The sequence below is a fragment of the Mesorhizobium sp. M0848 genome (assembly GCF_040319805.1).
Lineage (GTDB): Bacteria > Pseudomonadota > Alphaproteobacteria > Rhizobiales > Rhizobiaceae > Mesorhizobium.
The window spans coordinates 217,360-235,590 of the sequence record NZ_JAMYOM010000004.1 but is presented as its reverse complement, the minus strand read 5'-3'; the positions used below and the strand labels follow the sequence as shown (position 1 = coordinate 235,590).

11 protein-coding genes are annotated in these 18,231 nt (G+C 63.1%); 5 read left to right on the top strand and 6 right to left on the bottom strand.

Translation table 11 applies throughout. The features are described 5' to 3' along the window. Nucleotides 1-51: 51 nt before the first annotated feature. Both mfd and NKH95_RS06435 read right to left on the bottom strand, forming a co-directional pair. Nucleotides 52-3,549, bottom strand: a complete 3,498-nt coding sequence (gene mfd / locus NKH95_RS06440; RefSeq protein ID WP_352891208.1) for a transcription-repair coupling factor — start codon at nt 3,547-3,549, stop codon at nt 52-54. 28 nt (nt 3,550-3,577) lie between these two features. After that, the gene (locus NKH95_RS06435; protein WP_352891207.1) at nt 3,578-3,865 is read right to left on the bottom strand and encodes a succinate dehydrogenase assembly factor 2; all 288 of its coding nucleotides are present in this window, start codon (nt 3,863-3,865) and stop codon (nt 3,578-3,580) included. 311 nt (nt 3,866-4,176) lie between these two features. Here NKH95_RS06435 and recG point away from each other — a divergent pair, with 311 nt between their 5' ends. Next, nucleotides 4,177-6,285 carry an ATP-dependent DNA helicase RecG gene (gene recG, locus NKH95_RS06430; protein ID WP_352794163.1) on the top strand — a complete coding sequence of 703 codons (2,109 nt, stop codon included), beginning with the start codon at nt 4,177-4,179 and terminating at the stop codon, nt 6,283-6,285. On the opposite strand, the gene NKH95_RS06425 is transcribed toward recG, so the two are convergent. The 3 genes from NKH95_RS06425 to glmU form a co-directional block, all read right to left on the bottom strand. After that, a complete protein-coding gene (locus tag NKH95_RS06425) occupies nt 6,237-6,992 on the bottom strand; it encodes a DUF502 domain-containing protein (protein WP_027036784.1) in 756 nt (251 codons plus the stop codon). The genes recG and NKH95_RS06425 overlap by 49 nt on opposite strands. A 568-nt stretch (nt 6,993-7,560) precedes the next feature. Next, nucleotides 7,561-9,384, bottom strand: coding sequence for a glutamine--fructose-6-phosphate transaminase (isomerizing) (gene glmS, locus NKH95_RS06415; RefSeq protein ID WP_352673672.1), 1,824 nt, complete (start codon nt 9,382-9,384; stop codon nt 7,561-7,563). A 175-nt stretch (nt 9,385-9,559) separates the two neighbouring features. Beyond that, nucleotides 9,560-10,918, bottom strand: coding sequence for a bifunctional UDP-N-acetylglucosamine diphosphorylase/glucosamine-1-phosphate N-acetyltransferase GlmU (gene glmU / locus NKH95_RS06410; RefSeq protein ID WP_352891206.1), 1,359 nt, complete (start codon nt 10,916-10,918; stop codon nt 9,560-9,562). 217 nt (nt 10,919-11,135) lie between these two features. Between glmU and NKH95_RS06405 the strand changes: the two genes are divergently transcribed. Continuing rightward, entirely contained in the window at nt 11,136-11,600 is a 465-nt protein-coding gene (locus NKH95_RS06405) for a hypothetical protein (RefSeq protein WP_023810550.1), read from the top strand. Between the two features lie 7 nt (nt 11,601-11,607). Here the strand turns inward: NKH95_RS06405 and NKH95_RS06400 are convergent, their stop codons facing one another. Further along, complete coding sequence (locus NKH95_RS06400) at nt 11,608-12,354, bottom strand: cytochrome c biogenesis CcdA family protein (protein WP_023810549.1); 747 nt, start codon at nt 12,352-12,354, stop codon at nt 11,608-11,610. Between the two features lie 186 nt (nt 12,355-12,540). Here NKH95_RS06400 and NKH95_RS06395 point away from each other — a divergent pair, with 186 nt between their 5' ends. The 3 genes from NKH95_RS06395 to rnr all read left to right on the top strand — a co-directional run bounded on the left by NKH95_RS06395 (nt 12,541) and on the right by rnr (nt 18,223). Further along, on the top strand, nt 12,541-12,918 hold the full coding sequence (locus NKH95_RS06395) for a COG4315 family predicted lipoprotein (protein WP_128303545.1): 378 nt from the start codon (nt 12,541-12,543) through the stop codon (nt 12,916-12,918). Nucleotides 12,919-13,276: 358 nt separating this feature from the next. After that, complete coding sequence (gene topA, locus NKH95_RS06390) at nt 13,277-15,898, top strand: type I DNA topoisomerase (RefSeq protein ID WP_352440272.1); 2,622 nt, start codon at nt 13,277-13,279, stop codon at nt 15,896-15,898. A gap of 6 nt (nt 15,899-15,904) precedes the next feature. Next, nucleotides 15,905-18,223, top strand: a complete 2,319-nt coding sequence (gene rnr / locus NKH95_RS06385) for a ribonuclease R (protein ID WP_352891205.1) — start codon at nt 15,905-15,907, stop codon at nt 18,221-18,223. Nucleotides 18,224-18,231 lie beyond the last annotated feature (8 nt).

The window sequence follows — 18,231 nt, the reverse complement described above, 5'->3', positions numbered from 1 at the left end:
GATTTCCTATTCTAGACCGGAATTCAAGCGCTGGCGAATGGTCCGGGCGGGCTATGCCGCCTTCTCCACCAGCCGCGCCAACTGCGTCATGACCACCGCCGAGCCCGCCAATCGCTTCTCGGGGGTTGGCCAATCGCGTACGAAGACGACGCTGTGGTCCGGCCGGATCTTGGCCAGCGAGCCCTGCTCGCCGATGAACCGGACGAGCCCAACCGGGTTGGAGAATTCGCGCTTGCGGAAATGAATGACGACGCCCTTCGGCCCGGCGTCGAGCTTCTCGACATTGGCTTTGCGGCAGAGCGCCTTGATGAAGACGATCTTGAGCAGATGCTTGACCTCTTCCGGCAGCGGGCCGAAGCGGTCGATCAGCTCGGCGCCGAAAGCGTCGATTTCCTCGGTGTTCTCGAGATCGCCGAGACGGCGATAAAGCGCCAGCCGAAGCTGCAGGTCCGGAACATAGCTTTCCGGGATCATCACCGCCGTGCCGACGGCAATCTGCGGCGACCAGCCGCCATCCTGGACCTCGCCGGAATCCTTCACCTCGGCGACAGCCTCTTCCAGCATCTGCTGGTAGAGCTCGAAGCCGACCTCCTTGATGTGGCCGGACTGCTCTTCGCCGAGAAGATTGCCGGCGCCCCTGATATCGAGATCGTGGCTGGCGAGCTGGAAGCCGGCGCCCAGAGTATCGAGCGATTGCAGCACCTTCAGCCTCCGCTCCGCGGTGTCGGTCAGCTTGCGGTTGGCCGGCAGCGTGAACAGCGCATAGGCGCGCACCTTCGAGCGGCCGACGCGGCCGCGCAACTGGTAAAGCTGCGACAGGCCGAACATGTCGGCGCGATGGATGATCAGCGTGTTGGCGGTCGGGATGTCGAGGCCGGATTCGACGATGGTCGTGGACAACAGCACATCGTACTGGCCGTCGTAGAAGGCATTCATGATGTCGTCGAGTTCGCCCGGCGGCATCTGGCCATGGGCCACCGCCACCTTCAACTCCGGCACGGATTCCTTCAGGAAATCATGGATTTCCGAGAGATCGCTGATGCGCGGCACCACATAGAAGGAATGGCCGCCACGATAGCGCTCGCGCAGCAGCGTCTCGCGGATGACCAGCGGATCGAAGGGCGAGATGAAGGTGCGCACCGCCATGCGGTCGACCGGCGGCGTGGCGATCAGCGACAGTTCGCGCACCCCGGTCAACGCCAGTTGCAGCGTGCGCGGGATCGGCGTCGCCGACAGCGTCAGCACGTGCACGTCGGTCTTCAAATCCTTCAGCCGCTCCTTGTGCTTGACGCCAAAATGCTGCTCTTCGTCGATGATCAGCAGGCCAAGGTTCTTGAACGAGATTGCGGAACCGAGCAGCGCATGCGTACCGATGACGATGTCGACCTGGCCCTCGGCGATACCTTTCTTGGTCTCGGCCAGTTCCTTGGCGCCGACTAGCCGCGACGCCTGGCCGACACGGATCGGCAGGCCGGAGAAACGCTGCGAAAAGGTCTTGAAATGCTGGCGCGACAACAATGTCGTCGGCACCACAACCGCCACCTGAAAGCCTTCCATCGCCGCGATGAAGGCAGCGCGCAGCGCCACTTCGGTCTTGCCGAAGCCGACATCGCCGCAAATCAGCCGGTCCATCGGCTTGCCGGCGGCCAGATCGTCGCGCACCGAGTCGATCGCCGTCTGCTGGTCGTCGGTCTCCTCATAGGGAAAGCGGGCCGCGAACTCGCCATAGAGGCCTTCTGCCGGCACCAGTGGCGGTGCGGAGCGCATTTGCCGCTCGGCGGCGATGCGGATCAGCTGCCCGGCCATGTCAAGCAGGCGTTTCTTCAGCCGCGCCTTGCGCGACTGCCAGGCGCCGCCGCCAAGCTTGTCCAGCGTCGCCTCGGCTGTGTCAGAACCATAGCGCGACAGGAGTTCGATGTTCTCGACCGGCAGGAACAGCCGGTCGTCGCCGGCATAGTGGATTTCCAGGCAGTCATGCGGTGCACCGACCGCTTCGATGGTGCGCAGCCCGATAAACCGGCCAATGCCGTGGTCGGCGTGGACGACAATGTCGCCGGCCGACAATGCCGAGGCCTCGGCAATGAAATCCGAGGGACGCTTCTTGCGTTTCGAGCGCCGGATCAACCGGTCGCCGAGAATGTCCTGTTCGGCAACGACGACCAGTTTTTCGGTTTCGAAGCCGGATTCGAGCGGCAGCACGGCCAAGGCCGCCTGACCCGGTTCGAGCTTTTCGGCTTCAGCCAGCGTCGCCACCTGCTTGAGGTTGCCGAGATGGTGTTCGGCAAGGATCTGGCCAAGCCGGTCGAGCGAGCCTTCTGTCCAGCCGGCTATGACGACGCGGCGGCGCGCCGCGCGCTCATCGGCGATGTGTTTGACGACGACATCGAACACGTTGGCGTTCGGATCGGCGCGCTCCTCGACGAAGCTGCGGCCGTGGCGCGAGCCGGCGTGATAGACCTTCTTGGCGCCAACGTCGGGCGTGTCGAATGGCGTGAAGTCGATGGCTTCGCGCGGCCCTAGCGAGGCAATCAGGTTTTCCGGGGAGAGATAGAGCAGGTCCGGTGCGACCGGCTTGTAGGGCACGGCGTCCTTCAAGGCACCGTCCGCCTGCTTCTTGCGCGCCTCGTAATGGTCGAGGATCAGCGTGTGGCGCTCGGCCAGCGCCTCATGCGCCAGATGGTCGAAGATGACAGGCGTGTCAGGCAGATAGTCGAACACCGTCTCCAGCCGCTCATAGAAAAACGGCAGCCAGTGTTCCATGCCGGCAAACCGCCTGCCTTCGCTGACTGCTGCATAGAGCCCGTCATCGCGCTGTGGAGCGCCAAAGGCTTCGATATAGGAGCGGCGGAAACGGCTGATGGTTTCCGGCGTCAGCGCCACCTCGCTCATCGCCTGCAGCGCCATCGACTTGCGTTGACCGGTGGTGCGCTGCGTGGCGGCATCGAAGACACGGATCGATTCCAGCGTGTCGCCGAAGAAATCGAGCCTGAGCGCTTCGGTCCAGCCGGGGGCGAACAGGTCGAGAATGCCGCCCCGCACCGCGAATTCACCGATACCGCGCACCGTCGGCACGCGCTCGAAGCCGGACGTTTCCAGCCGCGACACCAGCGCGTTCATGTCGACCTGGTTGCCGGGCCTGGCATGAAAAGTCTGTGCCTCGACCAGCTCGGCCGGTGGAATGCGTTGCAGCAGCGCATTGGCGGTGGTGAGGATGACTGCGCGGTGCGGCTTCTTCGCCAGAGCGATCATGGCGGTCAGCGCATCGAGGCGCTTGGCGGCGGCGTCCGAGCCGGGCGACACGCGGTCGTAAGGCAAGCAATCCCAGGCCGGCAGTTCCAACACGGGAAGGCCCGGGGCCGCGAAGGACAGCGCCTCGATGATCGCCGGCAGCCTCTGGCCGTCGCGCGCCACGAACAGCACCGGCTTGTCGGGCGCGATCTCGAGTGCCGCCTGCACCAGCGCAAAGGCTTCGTAGCCGTCGGCGACGCCGTCGACGATGAACTGGCCGGCACGGCCTTTCGGCAGGCCGATAGTGGGAATGAGGCTCATGAAATCACGTCGTTCAGAATGTCGTTGTTCAAAATGTCATGGAATGGCGGAAAGCCAGGATCTTTTGCAGGACGGCACAATCGATATCCGCCGGGACCGGGCGTTCGCCGGTGACCATGGGCAGGAATTCGGTGTCGGGAATGTCGAGGAGCCTCTCATATTGGTCGATTTCCTCCCCGGTCAAGGCTCCAATCTCGGCGTCGGCGAAGGTGCCGAGGATCAGGTCCATCTCGCGAAGGCCGCGATGCCAGGAGCGAAACAGAAGCTTGCGGCGGCGGACGTCGAGCCCCTCGCTTGATCTCGTCGTTCCGGTCATCGTGCCGCATCCTTGCTTGCTGCGGGCGCATATAGCGTGGATAGAAGGGGCTGTCAGCCTTGCAACGGCCCGGTTGGCATCTAACATCTCGGTGTGACGAACATTCCTGACAGTATCGGCGCTAGCACCCCCCTCTGTCCTGCCGGACATCTCCCCCTCAAGAAGGGAGATCGTATGGCACGACTGCTTTCGCCAATTTCCAACTGCGCAAGGCGGGCGGCGAGGTCGGAACTGCTAATCTCCCCCCTTGAGGGGGAGATGGCCGGCAGGCCAGAGGGGGATGAGCGCAGACACCGCATGGTTTCTCTCAGATGAGGCCTTCCATCCTCGATCCCTTGTTTGTCCCGATCACCTCGCTTGCCGGCGTCGGGCCGAAAGTCGGCGCGCTTATAGAAAAAGTCGTCCCGGCCGACCTCGGTGACCGCCCCGCCCGCGCGGGCGACCTTCTGTTCGTGCTGCCGCACACCGTCATCGACCGCCGCAGCCGGCCGGGCATCGCAGGATCCGCGGAGGGCCAGATCGTGACGCTGGAGGTGCGCATCGACCGCCACCAGCCGCCGCCGCGCGGCAACAGGTCGGTGCCTTACCGGGTCTTCGCCCATGACGACACCGGCGAGATCGCGCTGACCTTCTTCCATGCTCACGCTTCCTACCTCGAAAAGGCGATGCCCGAGGGCGAGCATGTCGTGGTCTCGGGCCGCATGGAATGGTTCAATGGCCGCCCGAGCATGGTCCACCCCGACCATATCGCGCTGGCCAGCGAGGCGGAAAACCTGCCGCTGGTCGAACCGGTCTATCCCCTGACAGCCGGGCTCTCGGGCAAGGTGCTACGCCGGGCGATCGGCCAGGCGCTGGCGCGTGTGCCCGAATTTCCCGAATGGCAGGAGGGCGCTTTCATGCGCCGCCACACGTCTCCCTCCTTTGCCGGCGCGCTTGCCCGCATCCACAATCCGGCCGACCCGATCGATGTCTCCGTCGATGGCGCTGCCTGGCGGCGCCTCGCCTATGATGAGCTGCTGGCGGGCCAGGTCTCGCTGGCGCTGGTGCGGGCAAAAGTCCGCCGCCTGTCCGGCCGCCCCCTGGTCGGCGACGGCCGCATCGTCGAAAAACTGCGAGCCGCACTGCCCTATTCGCTGACATCGAGCCAGGAGTTCGCGCTAGCCGAAATCAATGCCGACCTCGCCGATCCCGAGCGCATGCTGCGGCTTCTGCAGGGCGATGTCGGCTCCGGCAAGACGGTCGTCGCGCTGCTGGCCATGGCGCGGGCTGTCGAGGCCGGCGGCCAGGCAGCCTTGATGGCACCGACCGAAATCCTGGCGCGCCAGCATCTGGCGACCATCACGCCGCTTGCCGCCAAGGTCGGGTTGCGCATCGCCATCCTCACGGGCCGCGAGAAGGGCCGCGAACGCGCTGATACGCTGGCCGGCTTGGCAAGCGGCGAGATCGACATCGTCGTCGGCACCCATGCGCTGTTCCAGGAGACGGTCATGTTCCACGATCTGGTCTTTGCCGTGATCGACGAGCAGCACCGTTTCGGCGTCCATCAGCGGCTTGCCATCACCGCCAAGGGCGACGCGCCAGACATGCTGGTGATGACGGCCACTCCCATCCCGCGCACGCTGGTGCTGACCGCCTTCGGCGACATGGACGTATCGAAGCTGACGGAAAAACCGGCCGGCCGCCAGCCGATCCGTACCGTTACGCTGCCACTCGAGCGGCTCGACGAACTGGTCGACCGCATGGTGGACGCCGTCGCCGGCGGCCAGAAGATCTACTGGATCTGTCCGCTGGTCGAGGAATCCGAAGAAATCAAGCTGATGTCGGCCGAAGACCGCTTCGCCTCGCTGAAACCATTGTTCGGCGATCGCATCGGTCTCGTTCACGGCCGCATGAAGGGTGCCGAGAAGGACGAGGCGATGCGCGCCTTCAAGCAGGGCGAGACACGCATCCTGATCGCCACCACGGTCATCGAGGTCGGCGTCGACGTACCGGACGCCACCGTCATGGTCATCGAGCATGCCGAGCGCTTCGGCCTCGCCCAATTGCATCAGTTGCGCGGCCGGGTCGGGCGTGGTGACAAGCCCTCCTCCTGCGTGCTGCTCTACAAGGACCCGCTCGGCGAGACCGCAAAACGCCGACTGTCGGTGATGCGCGAGACCGAGGACGGGTTCCTGATCGCCGAGGAGGACCTGAGGCTGCGCGGCGAAGGCGAATTGCTGGGCACCCGCCAGTCCGGCACGCCGGGTTTCCAGGTGGCGCGCATCGAGGCGCATGCCGACCTTCTGGAGGCCGCCCGCGACGATGCCAGGCTGATCCTGTCGCGTGATCCGGAGCTGCAATCAGACCGAGGCGAGGCGTTGCGCCTGCTGCTTTATTTGTTCGGCCGCGACGAGGCCGTGCGGCTCCTGCGCGCCGGCTGAGCCAGGGCGGCAACCGACGGGTTGGCGAGCATTCCCTCGATCGGCTCGCCATTCACGACAACCATTTGCTTGACCTCGGGCGCCACCAGCCCGGCCGAGACGATCAGCTTGGCGCCGTCCTCGATCGTCATGTCGAGCAGCACGATGTCCGACTTCGGCACATACATCAGGAATCCGGTGGTCGGGTTCGGCGTGCACGGCATGAACACGGCAATCAGCGGATCGCCTTCCTGGTCAAGCTTCTGGTTGATCTCGGTTTCCTTCTCGCTGGCGACGAACACCAGCGACCACACACCCTTGCGCGGATATTCGACCAGCCCGACCTGGCGGAACATGTCACCCTTGTTCGACAGCACGGTCTCGAAAATCTGCTTCAGCGAGCCATAGATGCCCCGCACCAGCGGCATGCGGCCAAGCAGGCGCTCGCCGAAATTGACGATGGCGCGGCCGACGATGTTTGCCGTCAGGAAGCCGATCAGCGTGATCAGGATGAGCGCCACGATCAGCCCGAACCCCGGCACCGGAAACGACAAATAGGTGTCAGGGCTGTAGCGGGCCGGAATATAGGGTTTCACCCAGGAATCGACCCAGCCGATGAAAGACCATGCAATGTAGGCGGTGATCGCCAGCGGCGCGCAGACAATGAAGCCCGTGAGGAAATAGTTCCTCAGCCGGGTCACGCCGGAAGTCTTGGGAGCGTCGGACATGATTCACCGGAGGCGCGGGTTGCAGCGCAACATTAGTGAACCGGACGAAGCTTTGGAACTGCGAAGTTTTTAAAGAGCCGATTATGCCGCCGCTTCCAGCGAAGCAATCCAAACGGAAGCAGCATACGTTCGCGATTAGCCGAAACATCCCTCCCCTTCGTCATCCACGGGCGGAGCAAGGAGCGAAGCGACGCGGCGCAGACCCGAGGATCCATTCCGTGACGTCGGCCGAAGAATGCAACCCCTCAAGATGATCGGCGGATCCTTCGGTCGCTATACTTCGTTCATGACGGGCTATGTCTATTTAACTGCGAGCCGGAAACGCGGCACCATCTATATTGGCGTCACAAACGATCCGATGCGATCCAGCGCGAGAAGTCGCTGAAACGTTGGCCCCGTCAATGTAAGATCGAACTGATCGGAAAGGCCAATCCGAACTTTTCCGCGGGACTGGGTGGTAGCGCCAAGTTCTGCACCGCTTGATCCGCCACCACCGTCACGGAATGGATCCTCGGGTCTGCGCAGGAGCTTCGCTCCCGCTCCGCCCGTGGATGACGAAGGATGAGGCCTACTCCACCGTCACCGATTTCGCCAGATTGCGCGGCTGGTCGACGTCGGTGCCCATGAAGACAGCGGTGAAATAGGCGAGCATCTGGATCGGCAGCGCGTAGATGATCGGCGAGATGATTTCCGGCACGTCCGGCAGCACGATCGTCTCCATCGTCTTGACGCTCGTCAGCGCCGCGCCCTTGCTGTCGGTGATGAGAATGATCTTGCCGCCGCGCGCCGCCACTTCCTGCATGTTCGACACGGTTTTCTCGAAAATGCGGTCGTGCGGCGCGATGACGATGACCGGCATGTTCTCGTCGATCAGCGCGATCGGCCCATGCTTCAGCTCGCCCGCGGCATAGCCTTCGGCGTGGATATAGGAGATTTCCTTGAGTTTTAGCGCGCCTTCCATGGCCAGCGGGAAATTGGTGTCGCGGCCGAGATAGAGCACGTTCTTATAGTGCGCGAGGTCGCGCGCGATCTTTTCGATCTGATGGTCGAGCTTCAGCACCTGATTGGCATAGCGCGGTGCTTCCGAAAGCTCGCGCACAAAGGTCTTTTCCTGCTCCTTCGAGATTGTCCCGCGCGCCACGCCGGCACGCACGGCAAGCGATGCCAGCACGGACAGCTGGCAGGTGAACGCCTTGGTCGAGGCAACGCCGATCTCCGGTCCCGCCAGCGTCGGCAGCACGACGTCGGATTCGCGCGCCATCGTCGATTCCCGCACATTGACGACGGCGCCGATCTTCATCCCCGCCTTGCGGCAGTAGCGCAGCGAGGCCAGCGTGTCCGCGGTCTCGCCCGATTGCGAGATGAAGAAGGCGGCATCGTTCTTCGACAGCGGCATTTCGCGGTAACGGAATTCCGAAGCGACATCGATATCGACCGGCAGCCGCGCGTAACGCTCGAACCAGTACTTGCCAATCAGGCCGGCGAGATAGGCGGTGCCGCAGGCCGAAATCGCCAGCCGGTCGATTTTGGCGAAATCGAAAGGCAGGTCGAGCGGCTTGGAGACGCCGCCGACAAAATCCAGATAATTCGCCAGCGTGTGCGAGATGACCTCGGGCTGCTCATGGATTTCCTTCTCCATGAAATGGCGCCGGTTGCCCTTGTCGACCATGAAGCTGGTCGAAAGCGACTGCTGGCGCTTGCGGTCGACCTTTGTGCCGTCGATGTCGAAGATGGTAACGCCGTCGCGGCGCACCACCGCCCAGTCGCCATCTTCGAGATAGGTGATCGAATTGGTGAACGGTGCGAGCGCGATGGCGTCGGAGCCCAAAAACATCTCGCCATCGCCATGGCCGACGGCCAAAGGCGGACCGTTGCGCGCGCCGACGATCAGGTCTTCATCGCCCTTGAACATGATGGCCAGCGCGAAGGCCCCTTCCAGCCGCTTCAGCGCCTGGTGCGCGGCTTCGACCGGCTTCAGCCCCCTGGCGAGTTCGCGCGCCACCAGATGCGCCACGACCTCGGTGTCGGTCTGCGACGAAAAAGAATAGCCGTCGCGGATAAGTTCTTCGCGCAATTCGGCGAAATTCTCGATGATGCCGTTGTGGACGATGGCGACGCCGTCGGAAAAATGCGGGTGCGCATTCGTCTCGTTGGGCACGCCATGCGTCGCCCAGCGTGTGTGACCAATGCCGATCGTGCCGTCGAGCGGCTCGTCCTTGAGCCGGCGCTCGAGGTTGATCAGCTTGCCTTCGGCGCGGCGGCGGGCAAGCTGGCCATGCTCGATGGTGGCAACGCCGGCCGAGTCATAGCCACGGTACTCCAACCGCTTCAACGCATCGACAATGAGCGGCGCAACCTGCGAGTGGCCGACGATTCCAACGATACCGCACATGCAGAAAGCCCCCGAATCCCCGGAAAACCAGCACTATTTAGGGATGGCCGGCCTGCCGTGAAAGTCACATTGCATTTCGTCCCGTGTAACGGAACGCTCATTCTTGTCGATGCACCATGACAGACCGCTCTTGCAATCCGGTTACTGCAATCGTTCGGTTTTTTGCGGGCCGGTTTTACTTTTTCTTCGCAGCCGCGGCCGAAGCAAAGCGCTCGCGCAATTCCTTGCCCTTGCCTGGAATCGTCTTCTGGCGGGCGCGGCCGAAGGCCAGCGCATCGTCGGGCACGCTTTCGGTGATCACGCTGCCCGAGGCGATGTAGCCGCCCTTGCCGATGGTGACAGGCGCCACCAGCGACGAATTCGAGCCGACAAAGGCGCCCTCGCCGATGTCGGTGAAGAATTTCGAATAGCCGTCATAGTTGCAGGTGATGGTGCCGGCGCCAATGTTGGCTCCCGCACCGACGCGGGCATCGCCGATATAGGTCAAATGGTTGACCTTGGCGCCCTCCTCGATAACGGCCTGCTTGACCTCGCAGAAATTGCCGACTTTGGCCTTGTTCCGGAGATCCGCACCCGGCCGCAGCCGCGCATACGGCCCGACATCGCAATTGGACGCAATGGTGGCGCCTTCGATATGGCTGAACGCATGGATCTTGGCGCCCGTGGCGATCTTCACGCCCGGGCCGAACCAGACATTGGGCTCGACGATGGTGTCAGCGCCAATCTCGGTGTCGTGCGAGAAATACACCGTCTCCGGCGCAATCAGCGTCACACCCGACAGCATCGCTTCGTGTCGGCGACGCGCCTGCCAGATACCCTCAGCTTGCGCCAGTTCGGCGCGATTGTTGATGCCGAGCGCGCTCTCGAAGCTGGCTTCGGTGGCGACGACGTCAAGGCCGCGCCCGCTGGCGATCTCGACAATGTCGGTGAGGTAGTACTCGCCCTTGGCATTCTTGTTGCCGACCTGATCGAGCAGCTTCAGCGCATGGGCGCCGGCTACCGCCATCATCCCGGCATTGCAGAAGCCGATTTTTTTCTCCTCCTCGGAGCAATCCTTTTCCTCGCGGATGGCGACCAGCTTGCCGTCCTTTTCGATCAGCCGGCCATAGCCCGTCGGGCTGGGCGGACGGAAGCCAACCACGACGACGGCCGCACCTTCCGCCAGTTTCAGCCGCGCCACGGTCAGCGCATCCGCGTCGATCAGCGGCGTGTCGCCGAACATCACCAGGATATCGTCATAACCCTTTGATACCGCATCGCGCGCGGCGAGCACGGCATGCGCGGTGCCGAGGCGCTTGTCCTGCACGAAGGTCTCGGCCTTCGGAGCGAATTTCGCCGCCGCCTTGCGCATCTCTTCGGCCCCATGGCCGATCACCAGCGCCTGGCTGCCGGCACCAGCGGCTTCGGCCGCCTTCACCACATGGGCGACCATCGGCAGGCCGGCGATCTGGTGCAGCACCTTCGGCAGCACGCTCTTCATGCGCGTGCCTTCGCCGGCGGCAAGGATGACGGACAGGCAGGATCTCTGGCTCATGGAACGACAACCATATGAAAAGGGTTGGGAATCAAAGCATGCTAGCAGTGGCGCCATGCTTCACCAATGCGGTTAAATTCCGGTGAGGTGGGAGCGGAGGCGTTCAGGATTCGATCCGCGTTGCCGTAGGCATCCGCGTCGCCCTAAGCAAAAGCAAAGCGATAGCCGGTGCTGTTAGATCATGTTAAATTTTCTAATCGTCTCGGGGATAATTCACATGTGGCCGTTTTCAAAAAAGCAGTCGAATATCTCGCGAGAAATTGTTTCGAGCGCCGACCAGAAAAATTCAAGGCTTGGTAGTGTAGAGAACTTTGCAAGGTATCTTGGCGTTGACATCACCCCCTACGGAGCAGGTGTCGCGCTACTGTCTCTCGAGAGCGGATACAGCGAAGCCGAAACAGCATCACATTTCGCGGTTGTAACTTTGGCTCGCGACATTCGGGAGGCAGGATTCGATATCGAAAAGATAGTGCGATTTGCGCCCATTGCCATGGCAACGCTTGAATGCCTGAAGGAGCTGAAAGATCGAGGATTAATGCGCGAAGAAATTTGGCAAAATGACACCACGGCGATTGGCAAGATCGCTTTTCCAAGTCCGGATACCCATTCTTGGATCGAGCGAGTTCTCAGCGATCCCACGGTAGCTCGTGACCGCGTTGCGGTGAGCCGCATCCAAATTTAGATCAAACCTACCCCAGCCGCCCCAGCACCGGAAAATTCTCCAGCAGCCAATACGACACCGTCTGCACGCCACCAGTGAGGAAAAACACCCCGGCGACGACCAGCAGCGCGCCGATCGCTTTTTCGACGCGGCCGAGATGGACGCGGAATTTGCCGAGGAAGCGCATGAAGGCGCCGGAAAACAGTGCGGCGATCAGGAATGGGATGCCCAGCCCGAGCGAATAGGCGGCGAGCAGCAGCGCGCCCTCGCCCACCGTTTCGCGGCCACCTGCCAGCGTCAGGATCGGCCCCAGCACCGGGCCGATGCAGGGCGTCCAGCCGAAGGCGAAGGCCAGTCCCATGACATAGGCCGCGACGGCACTTGCCGGCTTGCCCTGCGACTGGAAGCGCGCCTCGCGCGACAGCAGCGGAATGCGCAGGATGCCGAGGAAATTCAGGCCCATCAGGATGATCAGCACACCGGCGCCCATTGCCAGCGGCTCCTGCCAGACGCGCAGCAGCCGGCCGATGGTCGAGGCGCCGGCGCCCAGCGCGACAAAGACGGTCGAGAAGCCGAGCACGAAGGCGATCGAGGAAAAGAGCAGCGCGCCGCGTGCGCCTTCACGCGCTGTCGCACCGGCATTGCCGCGGAAATCGTCGACCGACACGCCGGCCATATAACAGAGATAAGGCGGCACCAGCGGCAGCACGCAAGGCGACAGGAACGAGATAGCTCCCGCCCCGATCGCGCTGACATAGCCGATGTCCAATGCCATTTCCAAGAACTCCAATGCCGTGACGCCGATATAGCGACGCGCAGCCTTGTCCACCAATCACCATTGTGTTGGCAAGATCATCCATTGCCCGACGCACTTGCCAGGAAGAAACCACAGCCCGCAGGCGTTGATGCTGTGAGGCCGCGATTTCCCGCGCGTCTCCAGATATCAGTCAGGGAGATTTCCATGAAAACCATAACCGCAGGACTGGCAGCGCTTCTACTCAGCACAGCCGCATCCTTCGCCGCCGACGCGTGGAAGGAAGCCGAGGTCAATGGCACCAAGATCTACACCGACGCCAACGGCATGACGCTTTACACCTATGACAAGGACGAGAAGGGCAAGACCAACTGCTATGACAAATGCGCCACCAACTGGCCGCCGCTGAAGGCCGAAGCCGGCGCCAAGGCGGATGACGAATGGACCGTTGTCGACCGCACCGACGGCACCAAGATGTGGGCCTATGACGGCAAGCCGGTCTACACCTTCATAAAGGACAAGAAGCCCGGCGACGTGACCGGCGACGGCGTCGGCGAAGTCTGGCACATCGTCAAGGCCGACTAAGCCACTCTATCCCAGTCCCGCCTGCTGACTGGTCGCCGGGCATCGCTTCATGCCGCCGGCGGCCAGCATCAATCAGCCGTTCTGGCGTCGAACCGACGCTATTCCCGGCCGTCACTCCGCGACTCGGTGGAAAAGTGAAACCAGGTCGTTTTCGCCGGCTCGGCACCACATCTCCCTTTCCCAAAATTCTGTGATTTTCTCCATACACTCTTAGAGTGTATTGCTGCGGACCGGCCCGCAATTTGGGCGCTTCCCCTTGACCGGATGCAAAAGCGCGGCCATGTGAGCGACAAATAGAACGAGATTTCGTCGCGCGCAGCGGAATTCTTCTGCCGCACCACAGCTGATATGAGACCTCATGGACGTCGTCGTCGTCGAATCGCCGGCCAAGGCGAAGACAATCAACAAATACCTCGGCAAGAACTACAAGGTTCTGGCCTCGTTCGGCCATGTCAGGGATTTGCCGGCCAAGGATGGCTCGGTGCGTCCGGATGAGGATTTCGCCATGTCCTGGGCGGTCGACACCGCCTCTGGCAAACGCCTCGCCGACATCGCCAAGGCGGTCAAGGACGCCGACGGCCTGATCCTCGCCACCGATCCGGATCGCGAAGGCGAAGCGATTTCCTGGCATGTGCTGGAAGTGCTGAAGCAGAAGCGCGCGCTGAAGGACAAGCCGGTCAGCCGCGTCGTCTTCAACGCCATCACCAAATCGTCGGTGCTGGAGGCGATGGCCAATCCGCGCCAGATCGATGCACCGCTGGTCGATGCCTACCTCGCCCGCCGGGCGCTGGATTATCTCGTCGGCTTCACGCTGTCGCCGGTGCTGTGGCGCAAGCTGCCGGGCGCCCGCTCGGCCGGCCGCGTCCAGTCGGTTGCGTTGCGTCTCGTCTGCGACCGCGAATCCGAGATCGAGCGCTTCATCCGCGAGGAATACTGGCAGATCGCCGCCCTGCTGGGCACGCCGCGCAACGAGAATTTTGAAGCGCGGCTGACCGCCTTCGACCGCAAGAAGCTGCAAAAGCTCGACATTTCCAACAAGGCGCAGGCCGACGACATCAAGTCGATGCTTGATGGCGCAACCTTCAAGGCGGTGTCGGTGGAAGCCAAGCCGACCAAGCGCAATCCCGGCCCGCCCTTCACCACTTCGACCCTGCAGCAGGCCGCTTCGTCAGGTCTCGGCTTCTCGGCCAGCCGCACCATGCAGGTGGCGCAACGCCTCTATGAAGGCATGGAGATCGGCGGCGAGACCACAGGTCTCATCACCTATATGCGAACCGACGGCGTGCAGATGGCACCCGAGGCGATCGACGCCGCACGCGACGCCATTACCAAGGAATTCGGCGCAAAATACCTGCCGGAAAAGCCGCGCCAGTATACGGCCAAGGCCAAGAACGCCCAGGAAGCGCACGAGGCGATCCGCCCGACGGATTTCATGCGCACGCCGGCATCGGTCAGGCAATATCTCGATTCCGACCAGATGCGGCTCTATGAGCTGATCTGGAAGCGCGCCATCGCCAGCCAGATGCAGTCGGCCGAGATCGAGCGCACCACCGCCGAGATCGAAGCGGTCAATGGATCGCGCACCGCCGAGCTTCGCGCCGTCGGCTCGGTCGTTCGCTTCGACGGCTTCATTGCCGCCTACACCGACCAGAAGGACGACGATACGGAAGACGAGGAAAATCGTCGCCTGCCCGAAATCCGCGCCGGCGAGCAGCTTGCCCGCCAGGCGATCAATGCCACCCAGCACACCACCGAGCCGCCGCCGCGCTATTCCGAGGCGTCGCTGATCAAGAAGCTGGAAGAACTCGGCATCGGTCGGCCTTCCACCTATACGGCGATCCTGAAGACGCTCGAAGACCGCGACTATGTCACCATCGACAAGCGCCGGCTGGTGCCGCAGGCCAAGGGCCGGCTGCTGTCGGCCTTCCTCGAAAGCTTCTTCAAGCGCTATGTCGAGTACGACTTCACCGCGTCCCTCGAGGAAAAGCTCGACGAGATCTCGGACGGCAAGCTCGCCTGGAAGGACGTGCTGCGCGATTTCTGGAAGGATTTTTCCGGTGCCGTCGCCGACATCAAGGAACTGCGCGTCACCGACGTGCTCGACGCGCTCAATGAGGAACTGGCGCCGCTGGTGTTTCCCGCGCGCGAAGACGGTTCGAACCCGCGCATCTGCCCGAAATGCGGCACCGGCAATCTGTCGCTGAAACTCGGCAAGTTCGGCGCCTTCGTCGGTTGCTCCAACTATCCCGAATGCTCCTTCACCCGCCAGCTCGGCGACGCCGCCAATCCGAATGGCGAGAATGGCGGCGGCGAGGACGGCACCAAGGTCATCGGTAAGGATCCCTACACGTCAGAGGAAATCACGCTGCGGAGCGGCCGCTTCGGCCCCTACCTGCAGCGCGGCGACGGCAAGGAAGCCAAGCGCTCCAGCCTGCCCAAGGGCTGGACGGCCGAGTCGATAGACCATGAGAAGGCGTTGGCGCTGCTGTCGCTGCCGCGCGATGTCGGCCAGCATCCGGAAACCGCCAAGATGATCTCGGCAGGGCTCGGCCGCTACGGTCCGTTCGTGCTGCATGACGGCACCTATGCCAATCTCGAGAGCATCGAGGACGTGTTCTCGATCGGCCTCAACCGCGCCGTGTCGGTGATCGCCGAGAAGCAGTTGAAGGGCAAGGGTGGCCGCAATGGCGGCACTGCCGCTGCGCTCAAGGAACTTGGCGACCATCCCGATGGCGGCGGCAAGATCGTCGTGCGCGACGGCAAATACGGACCTTACGTGAATTTCGGCAAGGTCAACGCCACCCTGCCCAAGGGCAGGGATCCACAGTCGGTGACCATCGAGGACGCGCTGGCGCTGATTGCCGAGAAGGAAGCCAAGGGCGGCGGCGGCAAGAAACCTTTCCGCAAGGCAGCAGCGGCCAAGGCCCCGGCAACCAAGAAAGTGGCAGCCAAGAAGCCGGCCGCGAAGAAAAAAGGATAGGGCAGCGTGGCGCGCAAGATCACCGGCAGAACCCACGGCGATCCGCGCACCGCCGACACCAGGGCCAAGGTCAAGGACGACTACCGACCGTCGCGTGACGAAATCCTGCGCTACATCGCCGAAAATCCCGATCGCGCCGGCAAACGCGACATCGCAAAGGCGTTCGCGCTGCGCGGCGACGACCGCATCTGGCTGAAGGACATTTTGCGCGACTTGCAGGACGAAGGCGTCCTTACCAAGGAGCGCAAGGGGTTGGCCCGCGTCGGCGCCCTGCCCCATGTCACGGTCCTCGATATTTTCGACCGTGATGCCGATGGCGTGCTCTTGGCGCGTCCTACCGAACACACGGCCAATGGACCGCCGCCCATCGTTTCCATCCGCCTGTCGCGCAGTGGCAGTGGACCGGCGCCCGGCATTGGCGACCGCGTGCTGGCCAAGACCTTTCCGGCCGACGACACGAACGTCGCCCTGGGCGGCCCCGCCTACACCGGGCGGGTGGTGAAGATTTTCGAAAAACGTACCGATGCCGTGCTCGGTGTCTTTCGCATCTTGCAGGACGGCACCTTCCGCATCGAACCGGTGGAACGGCGCCAGCCCGAACTGATCGTCGACAAGGAATTCCAGAACGGCGCCAAGAACGGTGACCTGGTCGAGGTCGAGCCGGCGCGGGCTTCCCGCTATGGGCTGCCGAGGGCCAAGGTGCTCAACGTGCTGGGCTCGCTGACCAGCGAAAAGGCGGTCTCGATGATCGCCATCCACGCACACGACATTCCGCATATCTTCCCGGCCGACGTCATCGCAGAATCCGAAGCGGTCAAACCCGCGACGCTGGATCACCGCGAGGATTGGCGCGACCTGCCGTTGATCACCATCGATCCGGCCGACGCCAAGGATCATGACGACGCCGTCTTCGCCACGCCGGATCTCGACGAGAAGAACCCGGGCGGCGTGGTCGCCACTGTCGCCATCGCCGACGTCGCCGCCTATGTGCGCTACGGCACGGCACTCGACCGCGAAGCGCTGAAGCGCGGCAATTCGGTGTATTTCCCGGATCGCGTCGTGCCGATGCTGCCCGAGCGCATCTCCAACGATCTCTGCTCGCTGCGCGAGGGCCAGGACCGGCCGGCATTGGCAGTGCGCATGGTTTTTTCGGCCGAGGGCCGCAAGCTCAGGCACTCCTTCCATCGCGTAATGATGAAGTCGGCGGCAAAGCTCGCCTACCAGCAGGCTCAGGCGGCGATCGAGGGCGCGCCGGACGACAAGACAGGCCCGATCCTCAAAACCGTGCTGAAGCCACTGTGGGACGCCTATGCGATCCTGAAGCGCGGCCGCGATGGCCGCCAGCCGCTCGAACTCGACCTGCCGGAGCGCAAGATCGTGCTAAAGCCGGACGGCACCGTCGATCGCGTCATCGTGCCGGACCGGCTCGATGCCCACAAGCTCATCGAAGAATTCATGATCCAGGCCAATGTCGCGGCGGCCGAAACGCTCGAGGCGAAGAAACAGGAACTGGTCTATCGCGTCCATGACGCGCCATCGCTGGCCAAACAGGAATCGCTGCGCGAGTTCCTGCAGACATTGGGCCTGTCACTTGCGCGCGGCGCGCAGATGCAGCCAAGCCAGTTCAACGGCATTTTGGAGCGCGTGCGCGGCGCCGACAATGAAGGCCTGGTCAACGAAGTGGTTCTGCGCTCGCAGAGCCAAGCCGAATACTCGCCAAAGAACATCGGCCATTTCGGTCTCAACCTCCGCCGCTACGCCCATTTCACCTCACCGATCCGCCGCTACGCCGATTTGATCGTGCATCGCGGACTTATTGCCGCACTCGGATTGGGTTCGGGCGGGCTGACGCAGGACGAAGCGGCACGGCTCGAAGATGTCGCCGTGCTGATTTCCGGCACGGAACGCCGCGCAATGGCGGCCGAGCGGGACACGGTCGACCGTCTGATCGCCAGCTATCTCGCCGAACGCGTCGACGACCGGTTCGATGCCCGCATCTCCGGCGTCACCAAGTCAGGACTATTTGTCCAATTGCCGCAGTACGGCGCGGATGGTTTCATCCCGGTGTCAACTCTGGGCGGCGATTACTATATATACGATGAAACGGCCCGCTCCCTGTTCGGGGAACGCTCGGGCAAAGGCTACCAGCTCGCGGACCGCGTCGAGGTCCGACTCGTCGAGGTGGCGCCGATGGCCGGCGCGATGCGCTTCGAAATGTTGACCGACCCGAAGCCTTTGCCGGGCTCCAAGCGGTCGTTTCACAAGGCCAAGGGCCGCGCCCGCGCGTCGCAATCGCGACCGGGTTCGCGCGGCAGGAGACGATGATGACAACA